This window comes from Mucilaginibacter metallidurans (assembly GCF_003286435.2).
Lineage (GTDB): Bacteria > Bacteroidota > Bacteroidia > Sphingobacteriales > Sphingobacteriaceae > Mucilaginibacter > Mucilaginibacter gossypii.
This window is the reverse complement of record NZ_CP043449.1, coordinates 1,278,861-1,300,270: the sequence shown is the minus strand read 5'-3', so window position 1 is coordinate 1,300,270 and position 21,410 is coordinate 1,278,861. Positions and strand designations below refer to the sequence as shown.

The following is a 21,410-nucleotide window of genomic DNA, read 5'->3' as shown; positions in this document are numbered from 1 at the left end:
CACATCTTATTTATATGAATTACGCTTAGCCGGTTACTGTACCCAATATATACCGAAACCTATTAACAGAAAAAAGTGATGGAATACTTTATTAGCACATTTATAATAATGCTGATTTGCATAATCGCATTATTGCAGGATAAATCTTATGACAACGGGATAGTTTTACCAAGGCCTCAGAGCAAACTTCCAGACCGAAGAGATTACCGGTTACTTAAATATAACAAAGCCACTCACTTTGTTTCGGGGATATCCCCTCAATTACTTGTTAGTGAATATGAGCCTCAAACAGCTGCATTAGCGACATCATCAACAGTCAGGCTCATCAATCCTTCAAATTCCAACAGGACAATAGTAATACAAGGGAAGTCCAACCCAACTATTCATTCAAATGCCGAAAAAGATACAGGTGTCGCAAACACTTTTTGTTCACAATGCAATTTAAGCGTCTTTGCTCCTGCCTGCAACCATTACAAACAATCCTTTAAGGTTGCATAATCGGCAGATGACAACTTCATGGCGGCGGATATTTGCTATCTGGCAATTAATGAAGTAATTAAGCTGCATTGAAGTGCTAAGTGCCGCCCCCCATTTTTATTAAACCACAAAAAATGGCTGCAATCAAAATACCTTGCTATTACAGTTTGACAATTAAATTCCTTTTAAAACATTTTATTTAAAAATAGAATCTGACAAAAATAATAATATATCCAGAATACAAATAATTAAAAACCTAACAATCAATTAATTAAATATTCATAAAAGCAATTCGGGTATTACAAGCAAAAGCTTTCACCCATTAATTTTTTAATATTCAGTCATTTGTCACTTTCTTTTTACAAAAAATATTATTATTTTTAAAAAAGTAAACTAAAACGTTTTTCTCAAACGTATATTTAGTTTTTTAATTTAAAAAAGAACAAGCTTTTTCAATTATTACTTACATATCTCATTAATACTGGCTTTATAAAGTAATATTTCATGTCATTTTCCATAAACATCGTACCAACCGCCTTGAAAATTAAAATTCATATAAATTTTATATGAATTTCATATGAAGAATTCAAAAAAAACCACATTTCACCTATTTTGCATTAACGTTTTATCAATTTTTTTATAAATATTTTAATATATATAAAAAACTTTAAAAAATTTTTAACTTTTTTTTCATTTTATTACAAAAATTGTAGTTTTGGATATTAACTAAAACTGATTTTTTAACAATGAAAAAACTCCTACTCGCAAGCTGGTGTTTGTTCATGCTATTTATTAGTGTGGTACATGCACAAAACAAAACGGTTACCGGCCGGGTAACTTCAAAAGACGATGGACTACCGCTGCCAGGCGTGTCCGTAAGAGTTGTAGGTACCACGCTCGGTACGCAAACAAATGCAGATGGTAAATTTTCTTTATCTGTTCCTGCCTCTGCAAAATCTTTAGGCTTTAGCTTTATTGGCTTTACATCTCAAACAGTTGAAATCACTTCGACACCATTAGATGTTAAACTAACAAGCAGCGCTAATAAACTGTCAGAAGTGGTAATTACTGGTGCTTATGGCACCAAACAGTCATCACGATCGGCTTCATATGCAGCACAGGTAGTAAAGTCAGATGCATTGAACACTATCCGCCAGCCTAACGTTAACAACGCATTGGCAGGTAAGGTTGCAGGTGTTCAGGTACGTAGCCAGTCGGCTGCAGCTTTGGGCCGCAATACCAACATCAGGCTTCGTGGTGCTACGGGCTTTGGTAGCGGTAACAACCCTTTATATGTTGTTGACGGTACAATAATGCCAAACGCCGACGATTTGAGCAATGACGACATCGACAACATTAGTATTTTGAATGGTCCTGCAGCATCTGCTCAGTTCGGTTCACAGGGAGCTTATGGCGCTATCGTTATCTCAACTAAAAAGGGTAAAAAAACCAAGGGTGTTGGTGTTGAATTAAACCTTGGTGCCAATTTCGACAAGGCTTATATTCTGCCTAACTACCAAAACAGTTATGGTGGCGGTGCTTCTGCAGATTTCATTCAATACCATTGGAAAGACGGCGATCCTGAAGGATGGAAAGCTTTAGATGGCAAATATTACCCGGATTATACCGACGACAGTAGTTGGGGCCCTAAAATGGTTGGCCAGGAATATATTCCATGGTATGCATGGGCTGCTGGTACCAAATACTCTTTCAAAACTGCCAAATGGACCCCACAGCCAGATAACGCAAAGGATTTCTTCCGCACCGGTGTTTCTTTAAATAACAGTGTGGCATTTACTAAAGCAGCTGATGATTACAACATCAGGATGTCATACAATAACCAGCACACTACAGGTATAGTGCCTGAAACCTGGCTAAACAAAAACAACTTCACCTTAAACGCCAACTACGATCTTAACAAACACCTCACAGCAGGTGCAAGTATTAACTTTTCGGGTACACAACTTCACGGCCAGATCAGTGATGCTTACGCAAGCGCTTCAAGTGGCTCGTTCAACTCATGGTTCCACCGTGATTTGGACATGGGTATCATGAAAGAATTACAGGATCTAAAATCACCTGACGGCACCTATGTAAGCTGGAACCACCAAAACCCTAACTCATACGATCCATCAAACCCGGGCTCGTTTTATGCGGGTAACTATTGGTACAACCCTTATTTATGGCAAAAACAATGGCAAAACCTTAACACCCGCGACCGTTTGTACGGAAACATATACTTACAGTACAAGATCAATAATGATTTAAGCTTCAAGGTTACCTACCGCCGCAATCAAACCAACACCTGGAACGAAGGCAAAATTTCATCTGAAATACAGGCAAGCGGCACTCAAACAGGTCAAAAAGCAGGTTATGGCACTTCAACATCATACTCAAACCGCGAAAACTACGAAACCTTGCTTAACTATGATAAGCAGATCAAAGATTTCCACCTGAATGTTAATGCCGGTAGCGATTTTTACAACTGGAGTTACAAAGACAACGGTGCAAACACCAACAATGGTTTAAGCGTTCCGGATTTGTATACATTAGCAAACTCTGTCGATCCGATCAGTGCCAGCAATACCAGGATCCAGGAGCAATACCGAGCGGTATTTGCAAAAGCTTCTGCCAATTACAAAAGGATTGTATATGCTGATGCGACTTTACGTAACGACTGGTTTTCAACCATCTCTACTATAAACAACGCTAACTCAGTGTTGTCAAAATCATTTGGTGGGTCATTCGTATTCAGCGAGGTATTACCTGAATTTAAAGACTGGTTAAACTATGGTAAAGTAAGGGGATCATGGGGCCAGGTACCATTAGCCTTAGGTAACTCAACCGAAACATTTGGCGCATACAGGAACAATACGCTATACGGTATCGCTCCAAATAAATGGAATGGCGCCTTATTGCAAGGTGGCCCAACCCAATTTGTTGACCCTGCCTTACATGGCACAACCACTACTTCAAAAGAGATTGGTTTAGACTTAGGTTTCTTTAACGACCGTTTAACTTTTGGCGCTACTTACTGGGCTGCAGATGACAAAGACCTTCCATTGGGCTTAGCGGTTAACGCTGCCAGTGGTGTATCATCTATCCTGACCAACGTAGGTTTGATCAAACGGAGAGGTTTGGAGATAACTGCAAGCGGTACCCCTATCCGGTTACCAAACTTTAGCTGGACAGTTAATGCCAACTTTGCACAGTTATTGGATAATACAGTAGTAGAGATCAGCAATAAATACGGTGTTGACCGTGTGCAGGTTGCAGGTGTATGGGGTACAGACATGCCTTACCTGATCAATCAAAAAGGCAAATGGTGGGGCCAAATTTACGGTAACGGTATCAAACGCAATGCTGCCGGGGTCCCAATTCTTACTTCATCCGGCGCTTACATCAATGATCCTAACGTATATTTCGGCAGTGCGTTGCCTAAATATACCGGTGGTATACAAAATACATTCACTTTATTTAAAGAATTTGTGTTGAGCGCAAATATCGACTATCAGTTTGGTGGCAAATTCGCTTCATTATCAAACCGTTGGGGTCAATATAGCGGTTTAACGGCTAATACGGCGGCACTTAACGATAAAGGCATGTCGGTACGTGACCCTGTTGCTGATGGTGGCGGTGTTAAAGTTACCGGTGTTGATGCCGACAATAAAGCCGTGACCTATTACGTCGACGCAAAATCATACTATCAGGGTTTAACAAACAATAAAACTTACGATCCCTACATCTACGACTTGACTTTCATCAAGCTTCGTGAGGTTGCTGTAGGTTACAACCTGCCGATTAAAAGATGGGGTTTAGGAAATGTATTCCAATCGGCAAGGATTGATTTAACCGGCCGTAACTTATTGTTGATATACGCTAAATCTAAGGATTTCGATCCGTCAGAGATCACCGCGACAGAAGGTGAAACTGCCCAATACCCAGGCACGAGGGGTTTTGGTTTCAACCTAAAAGTAACATTCTAAGCGAACAAGGATTATTAGACTAAGAAAAAATGAAAAAGATATATCTATATACATTAGCGGGCGCGTTTACCTTTTTAGGCGCGGGTTGCAATAAGCTAAAGGATTTTGGCGACGTAAACAACAATCCTGCAGCAACAGTAACGCCGATACCTTCGGCCTTGTTATCAAACGTTGAAGCAGGCTTAGGCGGTTATGCTTCAACCGGCACCGAAGCGATAAGCGGAGGCCAGTACGCTCAATATTTTACCGAAACGCAGTATTCAGGTACTTCATTGTACAACCTGCCCCAAAACGGGTTTACAGGCAATTATGCAGGTAATCTTAATAACCTGCAGCTTATCATTAACCAAAACCCAAGTAAAAACATGGTTAATGTGGCTAAAATACTGCAGCAATATATTTTCTGGATAGTAACGGATTCGTGGGGCGATGTTCCTTACAGCGACGCACTCAAAGGGGCGGCTAACATATTGCCTAAATATGATTCCCAGGAAACCATTTATAAGGGCATACTTACCACGCTGACTACGGCTATAAATTCGTTTGATTCATCGCCAATAAGCGGTGACATCATTTATGGTGGTGATGTGGCATCATGGAAAAGAATGGCAAACTCCCTTAAATTGCTTGTTGCAATTCAAATGTCAAAGGTAACCGCTTCTTCTTCCATCGCATCTGCGGCAACCAACGAAGCTATTACCCCAGCTAATGGAGGAGTAATAACTACTACCGATCAAAACTTCAAACTTCAATATCCTGGAGGTAATTACAAAAGCGCATGGTGGAACTTGTATAACGGACGTAAGGACTTTGCCGAATCAAAAACCCTTACCGATTATACCGCGAGCACCAGCGATCCGCGCCAGGCAGCTTTTGGCGGCGAGAGTGAGCAGGCGGGTAACGTTACGACATCAAATATTGGCGTTCCATACGGCTTAGCGCGTTTAGCGGTGACCTCTTTTACCGATGCTAACCCAAAATGGGCACGTGTTTTACGCGGCGACTTCAGGCTTGAAAACGGATCAGTAACCCTGATCACAGCTGCAGAGGTGTGGCTGGCAAGGGCCGAAGCTGTAAACCTGGGCTGGATCACTCCAACAACATCTGAAACAGTAGCCATCGATTTCCAAAATGGTATAGGTGAATCGTTCGTACAGTGGGGGCTAACGTCTGCTGCGGGTAAAACTTTCGCACAAGGCTTAGGCACACCTAACATTCAGCTAATTTCAACTCAGCGTTGGGTGGCAAGTTACCCTGACGGCCATATGGCCTGGGATATCTGGAGGAAAAGTGGATACCCAGTACTTACGCCTGCTCCTGATGCTACAAACGCATCAAAGCAAATTGTAAGGAGGTTTGTGTATGCTACTTCAGAGTACAATACAAACGGCGCAAACGTTAGCGCGGCAGTTACACGCATGGGCGGCGATACTCAGGATACAAGAGTTTGGTGGGATGGTGGTAAATAATCATTTTAAAAATTGACACAACATGAAAAAGAACTTATTCAATAAATATTTGCTTGTTGCCTGTATCGGATCTGCGATTGCTTTTTCAGGCTGCCGGAAAGAAACCATTGCTGATAAGGTTGGCGGGCAGGCTATGGACAATGGCAAGTCGTTTGTCGGCTTTCCAGACGGTCTTGAACAACAGCATTTCTTTGATCCATTCACAAACATTAAAACTGTTGATGTATTTTCTATCAAACGCGACGCAAAAAGCGCTGCTGATTTGCAAAAAGATCAAACTGTGGTCTTAAAAGCAATTCCAGACGCAATTGATAAATACAACGAAAATAACGATACGGAGTATGAATTACTGCCAACAAGTCTGTATACGATAAGCAGCACCAAAGTTACTGCCGGAACTTCGGGAAACCTAAATGCTAAATTTGCTCCTGGCGACTTCCAGAACTATTTTACCATCAAATTAAATGGAAGTAAATTTGATCTGACAAAAAAATACGCGCTTGCTTATATAATCAGTGACGCTGCCGGTTTAACCGTCCATGCTGAAAGCAAGGACACGCTATACACCTTCTTCGCTATCAAAAACAAGTATGATGGTGAATACCACTCAACTGGTACTTTCCACCACCCTACAGCGGGCGATCGCGCTATTGACAGGGATAAGACCCTTACCACAGCGGGCGCTACTTCCGTAAGTACAGAGATTGGTGATATTGGTGGATCAATGACCCTGACTGTAAATGAAGCTACGAACGAGGTAACTGTTTCTGGTAATGTTAGTGCAACTCAACCTTTACTTCCGGTTCCGGGCCTTACAAGTACTTATGATCCAGCCACCAAAAGTTTCATATTAAACTACCGGTACTTAGGTGGCGGTGGTTACCGAGTGGTTGAAGAAACAATTAAGCACAAATAATCGGTAATGATCAAGGAGAGGCTATATTGTTCTCTCCTTGATTTTATCAGCGAAACCAATTATTAAGGTTTCCGGGCACAGGCGGTTCTTGCAGCAATCAGCTAAAGCCTGTAATCAGGTCCGTTAACGCATGCCATGCAGCGCCACAGGGATCACAATGCTTTATTATTTTGTTTTTCCTCTAAGGTGTAATGTGCCAATTCAGAACCTACACCATTAAACTACATAATTAACACTGCAGCTTCGTTCTTTTAGTTAATAGTTACAACAAGAAACCGTACACAGTAAGCTCGTGTACGGTTTTCCCTATTATATTCGGTTGTCAGAAATTCGGATCAAAATTAAAACAGATCGGGTTTGACAATCCTACCATATTACCGCTCAGTGCTGCTGATTGCGGCACCTGAGGGTAAGGTGTAGACGGCCCTTCAACCGTAACCCGGTAATAAGTACGGCCGGCTATTGCCGGGGTATCGGTAAATTCAATCATGGGCATTTTGCCTTCCATTTTAAAAGTACCAAACGGGTTGCCGTTTTTTACCACATTGATAGTGTAAGTGGTATCCTTTATACTGTTTCCGGTTAACTGAACCTTAAATTTAACCGGCTTACCGGTTGCCTTTACATTATCCCCCATCATCATATCCATTTTATCGTCGCCATTTAAATCAGCATAAAACTCAACACGAGGAGCATATGGGTTTGAACTTATGGATACCCGTCCGTTGGTTAAGGCGTCAATAACAGCTTGCTTAGTACGTGCAGTTGCAAATACCCAGGTAGTAGGCGTTCCTGCATAATTAGCTTTAGCCTGGTAAGTATTAGGGCCTGGTTTTTCATCCCCTGCAGGCACGCCATGATGCGCATCGCTCCCTCCTCTGCCGGTTAGCTTTCGGCCCGATGAAAGCATATCATCCCAGATCATGATCGCATTGGCATTTTTTGACCAGACGGCCGAATTCCATACCTCGATAGAATTAACCATATCATACGAATACCCAAAATGATCTTTACCGCTGGGATGGTTTGCCGACAGGTGAATACCAAGTTTATTCTTTATGCGCCCAACAACAGTATCACGCTGGTCGCGCACATCGTATAACTGCTGATGATCATAAGGTTTAGCCGAAAAAGCGTTACCATGGCCGCGGGTAGTTGTCCACTCGGCAGCGTAAAGCAGCAACACCGAATCCGATTTAAATTCCGGATCAGCCCAGGTATTGTGTGCTACGTCGCCTTCTACATGATTATCGTGATCGGTAATAGCCAGGAAATCGATCCCTACCAACCTGCAAAAAGTGATGATCTTGCTGATTGAATTATTTGACGACTCCTTGCTATGCCTGGAGTGCATGTGCAGCTCGCCTTTAAGCCAGACACCCTGACTGAGACTGGCCGGTGGCGGCAGTGTGCCCAGCGGTTTGGGAGCCCAGGGGTTTACATGGGCCGATTGCCCCAATACCGAACCGCTGATGCAGCCCGCAACCATAATTATTAAACCGGTTTTAATTAACAGTCCAATGTTCCTGTTAGTGCTTAGTACCATAAGTAATTTTGTCGATCTTTTTATTTTGTAATACTTTCGGCAGCTAACTTAGCCCACTTATGTTAGCTCACCGTTAACAGGAACAAATGATATAAAAAAGTGACAGTGAAGCAAAAATTGAGGTGTCCGCTTTAATTTTTATTTGACTGAAAATTAAAGCTAACATCCCGCAAAACATTTGTAATTTAGGATTAAGCGATTTAACTCAACAAATTATACCTATGAGCAACCCGACAACAACACGCTGGCCCAGGCTCGATTACCATGATCTTAAAGATACCCTTGCAAGTGTTCATATGTGGACTCAAATCATTGGTAAGGTAAGACTAAAACAAATGCCCTGGATCAATCATTCATGGCAGGTCACCCTTTATGTAAGTTCAACCGGTCTAACTACCGGAAGTATGCCATTTGAGGGCGGCGTTTTCCAGATAGATCTTGATTTTATCAGTCATACCCTGAATATATCCACCAGTACCGGAGAAAAACGATCGTTTGAGCTCGGTACCGGAAGTGTGTCCGTCTTTTACAGTTCCCTGATGAATAGCATTGCTTCAGTTAATGCAGGTGTAGAAATATATGCAGTGCCGAATGAAGTGGAACCGGCTATTCCTTTTGCCGAAAATCATACGCCGTGTAATTATAACGCTTCCATTATGCATGATTACTGGCAGGCGCTGGTAAGGATCCACAATGTTTTCACAGAGTTCAGGGCCGGGTTTCAAGGAAAAAATAGCCCGGTACATTTCTTTTGGGGAGGATTTGACCTGGCGGTCACCCGCTTTTCGGGCAGGCCTGCACCAAAACATCAGGGGAGCGTTCCCAATATGCCCGCGATAGTGATGCAGGAAGCCTATTCGCAGGAAGTAAGCTCATGCGGCTTTTGGCCGGGCTCAGATGCTTTCCCTCATCCCGTTTTTTACGCATATTGCTACCCAACTCCTGAAGATTTTGCCAAACAGCAGGTATCGCCTCCCGAAGCATTTTACAGCGGGGAAATGGGTGAGTTTTTATTGACCTACGAAGTTGTTTCCCGATCAGCCGACCCGGAAAGGACTTTGCTTCAATTTTTGCAATCCACCTATGACGCCGCGGCTAAAACGGGAAATTGGGATAAAGATCTGCAATGCGATTTGTCGGCGTTAAAAAACGCGTGAGGTAAAATATTAAGAGGACTCTTTCGACAGGCCCTAAGGAAGCTGTTCTAAAAACCTGGAAATATATTTCAATTTGGTATTATGCAAATTATAATTTAACTTTATTTAGCAATAATTATTTGATTATGAGCCAATTTCCAGATCCGGACGAAACTCCTGCTCCTGAAGAAGACAGTGGAAATATCCCTGATATCTGGGATATCAAAACATCAGGCAAGGGCCGTGTGGGCAGGTCAGATATTAACCTGGATGAGGCCATGCCTTGTGCCGAAGACAGCGAGCCTTATTTGGAAGGGGATATAGATACCCCCGGTTTATGGGATGATAACGACCTGTCATCGTCTGACCAGGCGGATTATCTGGGAGCGGAGTAGTCAGGAAGCTATAGTTGCAATAGCAAAAGCTATCCCCATAACTATAGGCGAAAAAAATATTGCCCGTAAACAAAGTACGTAAATATTCCATCTGTAATCGTTTTTCTTTGTGTTTTGCTCAATCCGTTCCTGATAATTGATGATCTCAACTTTGTAAAACCTCAGGATCCTTTCATCATCAGCAATATCCTTATGGAAAAATGCCTTATCAAAGTATACTTTGGGATTTGTACCTGGCAAAAGATATTCACTCGGGGTTAAACCTTGCAGCACAAACATTAAACCTACTATCAAGAAATAAAAGACCCCTACAATTGCCGTAAATAACAAACTATCCAGGTGAGGTGTATCCTTCCATTTTCCGATAGCATAGGCTACAAGACCAATTAAAATACCTGAAACCAGGGTTAATAACCCGTTTGATCGCTCGTAAATACCCTTTGCCGTTTCTATGGTGTAGTTATATGATTTTTCGGCCTGTTCAAATATGAACTTTGCATCTTCCAGGGTCAATTTATTGAGCCATTCCTTTTTTTCCTGCCAGAAGTTTTCCATATGGATACTTTTAACCTAATTTAAACTAAATCTGGCGTAATTCATACAAAATCAATTAAATACAATTTAATTCGCCTCATGCATTGGCGTACCACAATAAAAAAGCCCGGCGCTTTTTTAAGCAACAGGGCTTCGTTCTTTTATATTGGGGCTTCTATTAGTTAGGCATCAGCACAGTATTAACTACATGGATAACACCATTTTTTTGAAACACATCGGCAATGGTGACCCATGACTTATCACCTTTTTCGTCGACAAGGTATAGTTTTTTGCCTTTTGCCATAACGGTAAGTGTACCGCCCGCTACAGTTTTTAGTTCGGCTTTCCCCATACCAGCCTTAACTTTAGTCCATAAATCTGCCGAGCTTAAACGGCCCGCTACTACGTGATAAGTTAGGATCTTGGTCAGCATTGCTTTATTCTCTGGTTTTAATAAAGTTGGAACGGTCTCTTTCGGCAGTTTACTAAATGCTTCATTAGTTGGCGCAAAAACGGTGAACGGGCCCTCGCCCTTCAGGGTTTCAACCAGGCCTGCTGCCTTAACCGCGGCAACAAGTGTAGTGTGATCTTTTGAATTTACAGCATTATCAATAATATCTTTGGTGGGGTACATAGCCGCGCCGCCTACCATTTTGGTTTGAGCGTTGACTTTAGGGACTACTGCAAAAGCTACTAATGCAAAGGCCGCGATGATCATTTTTTTCATAAATTATTATTTCAATTAGTTTGGAAGAAACTACGATTCAAGGCAGCTAACGGATTTACAATCAATCAAAAACACGCACAAAAACCTAATTATCAACAAGTTAATAATACCCTATTTTAGAGTAAAGCTAAGTTTTCGGCATAATAAACAACTCACCTGTTTATTACATGCATTTCCAATCCGGGGCGTTCACAATTACGTTTATAATTGAAACCAGTAACAACAAATGCTCACCGAAAAACTTATAGCCAACAGGATCCGTGCAATAAGGCAAGAAAAAAATTACACTCAGTTTTACGTTGCCTACAAGCTTAACGTATCACAAAACACGTTCAGTAAAATTGAATTAGGAAATGTTAAACTGACCCTTGCCAGACTCATTGATATAGCAAAGGTTTTGGAAGTTGATTTGCATGACTTTTTAAAAGAAGAGCATTTGCATATTATCGCGAGGTAATACTTTCCCTGGAGTTATTGGGCTCTCCAAGTTGCTTATTTCTATTTTCCAGGAAGATCAATCATACATTTTCGGGATATGACTTTGACCGCGGAATCTTCAATAAATTAAGCCTGGTTATTAACACTTCATGAAAAACACAACATTGATTTACCGTGTACTGCCCGGCTCGCTTTATCTGATATTCGGCCTCAATTACTTTTTACATTTCATAACCTATCAATCGCTTCACTCAGGCAAAGCAGGGGTTTTCATAGCAGGCCTAAAAGGCAAGGGATATTCCTACACACCCTTTAAAGCCTGTGCTATCCAAATAGGAATTAGCTTCTTTCTTTCCTTTATCATCGTTGTAAATTCGGCGGCATCAAAATAGCCTGCCTCCAATTGCCTCGGTCGCACAAGAAAAGGGAAAACAATCATACCGGCAATATTCCACATCAGGTTAATGGGATGAAATTTCATGACGCCATCGGCCTGCAATGCATAAAGCTGCCTGGCAAAAACAGAATCGGTTAATGTCTTAATTTTTTCGACCATGGGCAAGGTGGTGTGCCCTGCAAGCACTTCGTTTACCATAAAAAATGGAAAATCAGGATTTTCTAAAAGCTGGTCGATATAATACCCTACGCAAATCTCTATCTTTTCAATAGCTGTGGAAGACTCGTCGTTTAAAACCGGTTCAATTTTATCAAAAAGCTTTTTTATGGTTTCGTCCATGATAAACTCAAAAAGATTTTCCTTACTGCGGAAATAATAGTTAACCGATGCCACGTTGGTATTGGCTTCGGTAGCTATGTCCCGTACAGTAGTTGCCAGGAAGCCCTTTTTAGTGAAGATGCTCCTTGCAGCATTCAGTATTTTTTCTTCGGTTGTTGTTTCGGCTATTGTAGTCATGGATGATATATGTTTCAAATTTAGTGATTCAAAAACATATATCATCCGGAGCTGATTAATGTGTATCAGCCACAGCCTTTTGCCCTTTTACAATCGGCGCTAAAAATATCAGCGGAATGGCTGCCAGCATCACCCAACCAACCACAATGTAAGCGTCGTTATAACTTAGCAGTGTGCTTTGCTTGTTTACAGTACCGTCAATAGCGGCATAGGCCATTTTTGAAGCATCAAAAAACGATTTCCCTTTAGCCATAAACCCGTGCAAAAGTGAGTTATACCTATCGGTAAAATAGTTATTATACGTATTGATATTACTCAACAAGTTATTGCGGTGCGTTGCCACGCGGATATGGATCAGCGTATTTAGCCCGGCAATACCAAACGAACCGCCAAGCTGACGCATCATATTATTTAAGCCGGTTCCCTGCCCTATCTCAGCCCCCTTTAAGCCACCGATGGCAATAGTAGTAAGCGGAACAAAAAGGAGTGACAAACCGATCCCCCTGATAGCCAAAGGCCAAAAGAAATCGCCGGTACCTGATACCAGCGTCGAGCCGCTCATAAACCAGGAGAAAATGAAGAACAATATCATGCCCCCCACAGCCATAAACTGTGCAGGTAAACCTTTATTAAGCATAATACCAACAAAAGGCATCATCATAATGGTGAACAAACCACCCGGCAGCAGGATCTCGCCGGTTTGCTGTGCCGAAAACCCCAGCAGGTTTTGACAAAAAACCGGAAAAACGAACTGCGACCCATACAAGCCAACACCAAGTATAAAGGAAGTAACCATCCCGGCCGAAAAGCTGCGGTGCCGCATGATCTTAAAATTAACAATAGGATGATCGGTGCTTAACTCGCGCCACAAGAAAAGCAGCAGGCCGATAACCGCTGTACAGCTGAGTACAATAATATAAGTAGTGGCAAACCAGTCTTCATCCTCTCCCTTCTCTAATATGGTTTGTAAACTTCCTACCGTAATCGCTAACAAAGCAATCCCCCACCAGTCAATAGGTTTGTCCTTGCCATCGCGGGATGTCACTTTTACGTACATTACCGTAAATATCGATGCAAGGATGCCTACAGGGATATTCACGTAAAAGATCCAACGCCATGCCGCATGGTCTGTTATGTAACCACCAATTGTAGGGCCTATGGTTGGCCCTACTACTGCGCCCAATCCAAATAAAGCTGTTGCAGTGCCTAACTGTTCTGCCGGCCATGTTTCAATCAGGATAGCCTGTGATGTTGAAAGCAAACCGCCACCTGCTAAGCCCTGTAAAATCCGGAAAGCAACAAGCTCCGTAAGACTGCTCGCATTGCCGCATAAAAACGAGGCAATGGTAAATACAATGATGGACGTTAAAAAATAGTTTTTACGACCGAAAAAACTACTCAACCAGCCCGACATGGGCAAAATGATAACGTTTGCTACGCTGTAACCCGTAACTACCCACGCAGCATCAGTTATGGTGGCCCCAAGGTTACCCTGAATTTGAGGAATGGAAACGTTAACGATGGTGGTATCTATTAATTCTAACAATGAAGCAATGATTACCGTGATGGTAATGATCCACTTTTTAAATCCTGACTCGGCCATTTGATAATTTTTTTGTCTTAAATAATGGCACAAAATTAATCAATCGTTTGATTAAAACATTTGTTTTAAATATTTGTACAAATTATTACTATGCAGTGACATGATAATTAATATTAGATAGAAAGGCAGGGAATAGTTGGATTCTTTTGGATAAATAGATTGAGGCTGTATAAAAATTAAACAGACCGTCCTTACCAAAGAATTGAAATCTAATCGATAATATTTATTCAAAAGGGGGTTAACATGTTTCCGGACAAAACACGCAATTACATAATTATTAATTATATATGCAAAACAACCCTAAATTGTGTTAACCCTGTTAACCCCTTCTGTTAGTACAGTCAATCCAAAACTATATATCGCTTAAGAATCTGAGTAAGGCAAAAAAAGAAGAGGCTGATCATGATTTATGATACAGTCAGTACTCACCGGAGATTTCATTGATTTTTTACATCATCTGCTACAAGCATAGCATGTTGTTCTCGTACGAATACATCGATCCAGAGTATCAAAAATCACTGAAAGCTTTGCCCGAAATTGGGATGTGGTGGGACCATAATTTCCGGCTTTAGGCCACAGAAAAGAATTAAGGCTTGTTAAAAAATTCACCAAAATGCCAGAGGATTCCGGAGGGGTCATGTAAAAAACATTCCCTACCCCATTGCTCTACACGGATGGGGGTTAATCTTACTCCGGCATATTTTGCAGGCAGATCAAGAGCCAGCAACTCGTTCCAGTAGCGGGCAACATCATCAACTTCCAGAAACAACATGGTGTTATCAACCCAATCTTTAACGTAAGCGTTCTGAAGATAAAATGCCAGCTGACCTGTTTTGAACACCGACATATTGGCATCCAGTACAACCTCTTCAAATCCCAGGTCGCGATAAAAACTTCGCGATATTTCAAAATCTTTAGCGCCGATGAATGGCCTAAGCGATATAGCTTTGTGTTGCATAGTGTAATTTAAATTTGAGTCGGCAACCTGCTAAATAAGAAGCAAGTTGCCAACTAATTAAACACGAAGATACTTTATGACCGCTGGTTTTCAAGCAGCTTCAGACTTCTTCCTCATCTTTAATTTTTTTGCTGAGATAGAAAAGTAACCAGTGAGGCAAATTCATCATATGATAATGCATTGGCAAGCCCTACAGGCATCATAGATGTTTTCAGTTCCTTCCTTGTAATCACATCGCTGGATTTAATGGTAAATACCTCTCCGGTAATGTTTCTCATCACTATTTTTTGGGCAGACTCATCTGTAATAAATCCCATATAATTTTTATTTCCTTTAGCTGTGATCATCACCGTGGCAAATCCCTGCGAAATAGAAGCGCTGGGTTTTAGGATGGATTCGGCAATTTGCTGGCGGTTCATAATAGACCCTATCTGTCCCATAAACGGGCCTTTTAATTTTTCGCCACGGGTAAGGCTATGGCAGGCTACACAACCTTGCTGCGTAAAGAGTGCCTTTCCTTTCTTTGGATCTCCTTTAACTTTGGCTAACATCAACATCACATCTTCAATAGATGAATTACCGATCTGCCCTTTTTTGTTCAGGATCTTTGACAAATCTACTTTAACCTCTTTTGTTGGAACACTTTTTTCCTCACCGCCAAAAGCCGTGATCCCCATTTGGTGGCGCTCATTCAGGTCAGCATAAAATTGCTTGCCGGCAGCGCCTGCTTTGCTTCGTTCAAGCGTCAGGAACTTCTCGATACGAGCCGAGCCACCCCAGGTTATACCCTTATAAATTGGGCCATGTGAATCGGGCCGGGTTCCCCACCACCAGGATGCATCATAGGGAGCTTCCTGCTTATAAAGGCGTGCCAGGGTTACCAATATTTGTTTCTTTGTTTTTACATCTTTGATTTTGGGATAAGCGGCAATCAAACCGTCTACCGCTTTAGTATCGTACATATACCGCAATGCCCATAATGCTAATGTCGAATTGGTAGTTCCAATTGCACCAACGCACGCATCAACCGCATTCATGCTCACAAGTGCCCTCACAGCCAGGTGGGGCAGTATTATGGCCGAATTTGGCGTGGCGTGCGGTCCTTCGGTATTTTTAGCAGGCGCTGCAAAACTTGCAGGAACTTGCGTTTTAAGTAATTCAGAAGCTGCTTCTAAACGGCCAAGACGACCCAAACCTATAATTGCCGCAGCCTTCACGCGCGGAGACGGATCTTTCAGCCCGTTCAAAAACGGAGCTATTGGCACTTGTGCTATTCCTTCTTTCCTGTCAGTTAAGGCTCGTAATGCAAATTCCCTCAGAGCATTATCCTCCGTAAGTTGTACAAGGTTAGCTATTCCGCTCTCCCGGGCAATTTGTCCGTAAGTAAAAAGAGCAGCCACCCGTGCATATAAAGCAACACTTGCATCTGATGCTATGGCAAAAGCTGCCTTGCTGCTTTCGTCAGCCGGTCTTATAATAAGTTCCTGTGAAGCATTTAATCTCGCCACTGCGCTTTCTGATTTTAACATATTGGCCAAATCAGCTACGGCCAGCGCTTTAACATCAGGAAATGCTTTATAGTTCCATCCATTAGGTATGGCCCTGATAACATAGCCCTTTGATGCACTGCCCGAATATCCCGCGCCATCCCAGGCTGAAAGATAGAGCCGCCCCGAACCATCAACATCCAGATCCGTGATCTGGGGTAGTTCAATAAACGGTTCCTCAGTTTGTTTAAAACTGGCACCATCTGGTTTTACCCTATTAATATAAAGTTCGCTCCGTCCCCAGTCGGCCGTCATAGGTACATGGTTATATTTTTCGGGCCAGGTAGGTTCATCCATAAACAGCGAACCTGTGCCTGAGCCGCCGCCCAAATCAACCAGGGCGGGCAGAATCTCATCTGTAAAATGCTGAAATAATAAGGGGTAACCATATTCGCCCGATTGAATATGATGCGAAAAACGGATGTTCCAGCCGCCGCCATCATTGGTATTATCGCGGGTAAATACATTCATGTACGGATCTATGGCAACATCATAAATATTGCGTGTGCCGTGTGTATAAACCTCCATTTCTTTGCCATTAGGCCTTACCCTTATAATGCCGCCACCAAGCATAGTCAGTTTTTTACCATTGCGGTCGGTAGCATCATGAAAGCCGAAATCGCCAACAGCTATGTAGATCCATCCATCAATCCCCATACGGATGCCATTAGTAGCATGGTCTGTTCCGCGTTCAACCAGCATGTGAGCATTACTCAGGTGCTCGACGAGTGGTTTTGGCGGCCCGTCGGCTATGCCATCATGATCTTTATCTTCAAAAACTTCAAGGATCATACCGGTTGCCTTAAGAGTTTCTTTTGAAAAAACTGTATGAAGCACAAAAACCTGATCGCCCATGATGAGTATACCGCGCGGATCATCAACATCAGCAAAATCTGTATGTTTATCTAACTTACCATCATTATCGCTATCGATAAGTTTAATTATCCGCCCTTTCCCGGGGTCTTTACCCAGCGAACCAATCATATCAACGCCAACAAACACCTCGCCTGTGGCAGCCACAGCTAAACAAGCCGGACTTGGTGTAAGCTCAGGTCCGGCAAACCTGGTGATTGTAAAGCCAGCTGGCCAATGGAGCGAATCGCTCTTAGAATGACTTTGCCCTCGTATTGAAGCCAAAGTATTTGGTTTAGTGGGTCCCGATTGGTTACTGCGGGTATTTGCAAAATATTTGAACGTCAAAAAGAAAGATAAGCAGAAGAATAGGGTTAAGGAAAACTTTAACATTGTTATTTTTAATTATACAGGTAAAAGGCAGTCAAATTAGTCTTTTTATTTTATTTATTGTTTAGGAATCCGTTTCTCAGCAATTAACTGCTTAACTACGTCGGCCAATTTCTGACGATCATGCGCGTATTTTTCAAGATCAACAATTTCAACTTTCCTAAACTCAACAGGATGACTTTCGCTTTGCAGAGAAATTGTACCACTTTTTAACAATGCACCCTCCTCTGTACTGCCAACGGGATCTAATTGCGGACGCTGATAACGTAACACTTCTTCTCCATTTACATAATGTATCACCAGCGAATCGCCTAAAACAAGAGCTTCTACCCTAACCCACTGATCGCCATGAAAGGTTTCCGATTTTGAATCCAGACAATGACTTTTAACAACTGAGTTATTTAAAACATACTGTGTACCGGGGGTGCACACGTTTGCGGTCGGCCGTTTATCTTTACCATTGCCGCCCAATAACTGAACCTCAATGGATATTGGAAAATCCTGGTCAACCTTCATAGTTTTAGGATCCTGCCCATGTATCATAATTCCGCTGTTGCGGAACGCCCATCCGGGGCCACCTTTTACCTGGTTACCTATGAAACGATACTCCACACCTATAAGATAATAAGAAAAAGGCTTTTTGTAAAACAAATGCCCAAACTGGTCATCAAATTTTTCATATTGATCATAATTTACCTGGATCTTATGATCAACAACCCTGAAGGTGTTACCAAAATTTTCATTTAATTGATGTTTCCTGATTTTAACAATCCAATCCGTTAAATCCTTTCCGTTAAAAAGCTGTTCCCACTTAACTTTCAATTTTGGGTCCGGGCTTTTCAACGCCAGCAATATGGGCAGGCTTATTAAAAATAAAACATTCAGTATTGAAAAAGTGAGTCCACGCTTTATCATGACATATTTTTTTATTATCTAACTATTAGTCTATTGCCCGAAAAATAAAAAAGCAGATTGCTATATAGGTTTAACCGGCTGCTGATCAAAAATGCAATAATAGAATTAGAAAAGAAGGGGTAAAGCCCTAAATTTAAGGGGATAAAATAAATTGCATGTAAAAATCAAGATACAGAAACCTATCTGGTAGTATAGAAGCAATTAGCTCATAGATATATACTCAAAACAGCACCCTGAACACTACCCCTGCCCTTGCTTTGTAATATTATTACTTGGATTAAAAAACAAGACTCTTTTGTAAATCATTTTGATATTTTTACTTACCAGTTATTAACTAATAATTTAATAATGCATAGTAGGATAAATAACATCTTAAATCCGAAAATATACTTTAGTTTCCTGTTCCTTTTCGTTTACCTAAATGTTTTTGATTTCACAGCCGGGCAGCCCGTGCGGTATCTTGGTATCGAAAACGGACTATCTAATAATGCGGTTACCTCTCTCTACCAGGATCAATATAGTTTTATGTGGATGGGCACTTATGATGGCTTAAACCGGTATGACAGCGATGAATTTAAGGTCTACAGAAACGAGTGGAACAACAACAAACCCCTCCCCTACAATTATATAAGTGCCTTAAACATAATTTTCTGCCCTTTAATTTTATAATTATTTCATTATTATGATTACTAAAATAATTACTGCCATGTTGCTTATAGCAATTCCGATTGCCGGTAAATGTCAGCAGGATACTGTGGGTGGATATAAATTGGTTTGGGCAGATGAGTTTGACGAGTACGGCTCTCCTAATCCGGATAATTGGGCATTTGAATCCGGTTTTGTACGGAATAATGAAGATCAATGGTATCAGGAGCAAAATGCATTTTGCCGCCACGGCAAATTGATAATCGAAGCGCGGACGGTACACCTGACAAATCCAGGGTACGTACCTAACAGCACCATCTGGAAACAGAAAAGACAATTTATAAATTATACATCGTCAAGCATCAATACAAGGGGCAAGCACAGCTTCCAATACGGCCGCTTTATTATGCGCGGCCGTATAAGTACCGATGCCGGCCTATGGCCCGCTTTTTGGACCTTAGGTATAGAAAAGCCCTGGCCCGCCAACGGAGAAATTGACATTATGGAATATTACCAGAATAAGCTTTTGGCTAATATTGCCTGCGGTACGGCGATCCCTTATAAAGCAAAATGGCATAGTAACACCAAAGCCCTCCATACTTTCAAAGCCAACTGGAGTAAGAAATTCCATACTTGGCGTATGGACTGGGATCAAAACGCAATAAACTTATATGTAGATGATCTGTTACTTAACCATGTGGACCTAAAAGATCTGATTAACCAAGACGGCACTCAATTTAATCCTTTTATGCAGCCTCATTATATATTGCTTAACCTTGCAATAGGGGGCGACAATGGTGGCGATCCATCTGCCACAAAATTTCCTAAACGGTTTGAAGTTGATTACGTTAGGGTGTATCAAAAAAATTAAAGCGCCGGATCAGTGCATTTTGTTTGCTGCCTTTTAAAATTGTCATTTACATTATTTCTCCACAAAAACAGGGACATAAGACCGTTTTATTTTAAAAACGTTGCATAAAATGGATTTTATCCCTTTTTTTGGCCCTTTCAGCTATAATATCAAAGAGCCGCTTTTCTACATTTTAAAGAACGTTTCGAAGTGAAAGCAACAACTAATTTTCAATGCAAATGATCAGGATTATTTGAGCAAACTATAGCTGTTTTTCAAACACCATATATACATCGTTATTACCCACATATGTAAAGCCTAACCTTTTACAAATATTTACTGCTTTAATGTTGTCAGCATTCACTTCGGTGCGGCATTTTTCAAATCCCTTCATTGTTAAATCTTTTAATGCAAATTCAACAAGCCTTCGGCCATACCCCATCCGTTTTGTTGAAGGATCAATGATCAGCATGGAAATAAACCCAACTTTATTTTCATAATCGTTGGCATAATAAGCCAAAAAACCCTGTAAAGCATCTTGTGCCATAATAGTTATGATACATGCTTTTTCAATTAACTTATCAATGTAACCATCCAAATCGCCTACTTCAAACAACCCGCTTTCGTCGTTAATCATCAGGTTCATTAAATCATAAATTTTCGATTTTAGGTAAGAGCCCTGTTCAATCATAATTGGTTTAAAATTTATTTCACTTAATTAAAATCGGTTATATCAGCCAGGTAGGTGACAAGTAACAGAGCGGATTAATACATATTAATCCTTTATCAAAAATCAAATAATTCCGGTATAAAAGTGACTGATATTAAGATTACAGAACCAATTTATAGGTATGTTTTTAAAGAAACAACAAGAGTAAAATAATGGTACAAAATTGTGTATGACTGCGCATAGCGTTTACACCAGTTGTAAATCGTTTTTTAGAGTTCTATCAATAGTCCTTTATGATGCGAATTAATGGAAATTTTGAGTATTTGACATAAAAATAAAAGCCTGCAATTATTTTATTTACAAACTTTTAAATAGCCCCACATCAATATCAGCGGAGTGAATGGAAACCTGTTAGAACACCTGGAAGGGATTTTGGAAATTGT

18 protein-coding genes are annotated in these 21,410 nt (G+C 41.2%); 9 read left to right on the top strand and 9 right to left on the bottom strand.

All coding sequences use genetic code 11. The features are described from left to right. The first annotated feature begins 78 nt into the window (after positions 1-78). The 4 genes from DIU38_RS05695 (at position 79) to DIU38_RS05680 (ending at position 6,848) form a co-directional block, all read left to right on the top strand. On the top strand, positions 79-498 hold the full coding sequence (locus DIU38_RS05695) for a hypothetical protein (protein ID WP_146750281.1): 420 nt from the start codon (positions 79-81) through the stop codon (positions 496-498). Positions 499-1,223: 725 nt separating this feature from the next. Then, positions 1,224-4,463: a SusC/RagA family TonB-linked outer membrane protein gene (locus DIU38_RS05690; protein WP_112658545.1), complete on the top strand. Its 3,240-nt coding sequence runs from the start codon at positions 1,224-1,226 to the stop codon at positions 4,461-4,463. A gap of 29 nt (positions 4,464-4,492) precedes the next feature. After that, complete coding sequence (locus DIU38_RS05685) at positions 4,493-5,932, top strand: SusD/RagB family nutrient-binding outer membrane lipoprotein (protein WP_112658547.1); 1,440 nt, start codon at positions 4,493-4,495, stop codon at positions 5,930-5,932. Positions 5,933-5,954: 22 nt separating this feature from the next. Continuing rightward, positions 5,955-6,848: a BT_3987 domain-containing protein gene (locus DIU38_RS05680; protein ID WP_112658549.1), complete on the top strand. Its 894-nt coding sequence runs from the start codon at positions 5,955-5,957 to the stop codon at positions 6,846-6,848. A 322-nt stretch (positions 6,849-7,170) separates the two neighbouring features. Here DIU38_RS05680 and DIU38_RS05675 read toward each other — a convergent pair whose 3' ends face one another. Beyond that, the gene (locus DIU38_RS05675) at positions 7,171-8,394 is read right to left on the bottom strand and encodes a CehA/McbA family metallohydrolase (protein WP_112658551.1); all 1,224 of its coding nucleotides are present in this window, start codon (positions 8,392-8,394) and stop codon (positions 7,171-7,173) included. Positions 8,395-8,615: 221 nt separating this feature from the next. On the opposite strand from DIU38_RS05675, the gene DIU38_RS05670 reads away from it, so the two are divergent. Both DIU38_RS05670 and DIU38_RS05665 read left to right on the top strand, forming a co-directional pair. Continuing rightward, positions 8,616-9,551, top strand: coding sequence for a DUF5996 family protein (locus DIU38_RS05670; RefSeq protein ID WP_112658553.1), 936 nt, complete (start codon positions 8,616-8,618; stop codon positions 9,549-9,551). Positions 9,552-9,676: 125 nt separating this feature from the next. Continuing rightward, the gene (locus tag DIU38_RS05665) at positions 9,677-9,925 is read left to right on the top strand and encodes a hypothetical protein (protein ID WP_112658555.1); all 249 of its coding nucleotides are present in this window, start codon (positions 9,677-9,679) and stop codon (positions 9,923-9,925) included. On the opposite strand, the gene DIU38_RS05660 is transcribed toward DIU38_RS05665, so the two are convergent. Both DIU38_RS05660 and DIU38_RS05655 read right to left on the bottom strand, forming a co-directional pair. Continuing rightward, the gene (locus DIU38_RS05660) at positions 9,926-10,480 is read right to left on the bottom strand and encodes a hypothetical protein (protein WP_112658557.1); all 555 of its coding nucleotides are present in this window, start codon (positions 10,478-10,480) and stop codon (positions 9,926-9,928) included. It lies immediately after the preceding gene. 157 nt (positions 10,481-10,637) lie between these two features. Beyond that, positions 10,638-11,186, bottom strand: coding sequence for a fasciclin domain-containing protein (locus DIU38_RS05655; RefSeq protein WP_112658559.1), 549 nt, complete (start codon positions 11,184-11,186; stop codon positions 10,638-10,640). Between the two features lie 226 nt (positions 11,187-11,412). Between DIU38_RS05655 and DIU38_RS05650 the strand changes: the two genes are divergently transcribed. Continuing rightward, positions 11,413-11,643, top strand: a complete 231-nt coding sequence (locus DIU38_RS05650; protein WP_112658560.1) for a helix-turn-helix domain-containing protein — start codon at positions 11,413-11,415, stop codon at positions 11,641-11,643. Positions 11,644-11,925: 282 nt separating this feature from the next. Here DIU38_RS05650 and DIU38_RS05645 read toward each other — a convergent pair whose 3' ends face one another. The 5 genes from DIU38_RS05645 to DIU38_RS05625 form a co-directional block, all read right to left on the bottom strand. Beyond that, positions 11,926-12,537, bottom strand: a complete 612-nt coding sequence (locus DIU38_RS05645) for a TetR/AcrR family transcriptional regulator (protein ID WP_167516089.1) — start codon at positions 12,535-12,537, stop codon at positions 11,926-11,928. A gap of 55 nt (positions 12,538-12,592) precedes the next feature. Further along, positions 12,593-14,140 carry a DHA2 family efflux MFS transporter permease subunit gene (locus DIU38_RS05640; protein ID WP_112658562.1) on the bottom strand — a complete coding sequence of 516 codons (1,548 nt, stop codon included), beginning with the start codon at positions 14,138-14,140 and terminating at the stop codon, positions 12,593-12,595. Between the two features lie 586 nt (positions 14,141-14,726). Further along, complete coding sequence (locus DIU38_RS05635; RefSeq protein WP_091162444.1) at positions 14,727-15,098, bottom strand: VOC family protein; 372 nt, start codon at positions 15,096-15,098, stop codon at positions 14,727-14,729. Between the two features lie 119 nt (positions 15,099-15,217). After that, positions 15,218-17,782, bottom strand: coding sequence for a DUF7133 domain-containing protein (locus tag DIU38_RS05630; protein WP_208057577.1), 2,565 nt, complete (start codon positions 17,780-17,782; stop codon positions 15,218-15,220). Positions 17,783-17,944: 162 nt separating this feature from the next. Further along, positions 17,945-18,802 (bottom strand): 3-keto-disaccharide hydrolase, encoded by an 858-nt coding sequence (locus tag DIU38_RS05625; RefSeq protein WP_112658564.1) that lies wholly within the window; start codon positions 18,800-18,802, stop codon positions 17,945-17,947. 348 nt (positions 18,803-19,150) lie between these two features. Here DIU38_RS05625 and DIU38_RS05620 point away from each other — a divergent pair, with 348 nt between their 5' ends. Beyond that, positions 19,151-19,471 carry a two-component regulator propeller domain-containing protein gene (locus DIU38_RS05620; RefSeq protein WP_112658566.1) on the top strand — a complete coding sequence of 107 codons (321 nt, stop codon included), beginning with the start codon at positions 19,151-19,153 and terminating at the stop codon, positions 19,469-19,471. 13 nt (positions 19,472-19,484) lie between these two features. Further along, positions 19,485-20,318, top strand: coding sequence for a glycoside hydrolase family 16 protein (locus DIU38_RS05615; protein ID WP_112658568.1), 834 nt, complete (start codon positions 19,485-19,487; stop codon positions 20,316-20,318). Positions 20,319-20,559: 241 nt separating this feature from the next. On the opposite strand, the gene DIU38_RS05610 is transcribed toward DIU38_RS05615, so the two are convergent. Then, the gene (locus DIU38_RS05610) at positions 20,560-20,943 is read right to left on the bottom strand and encodes a GNAT family N-acetyltransferase (protein WP_167516088.1); all 384 of its coding nucleotides are present in this window, start codon (positions 20,941-20,943) and stop codon (positions 20,560-20,562) included. Between the last annotated feature and the right edge of the window lie 467 nt (positions 20,944-21,410).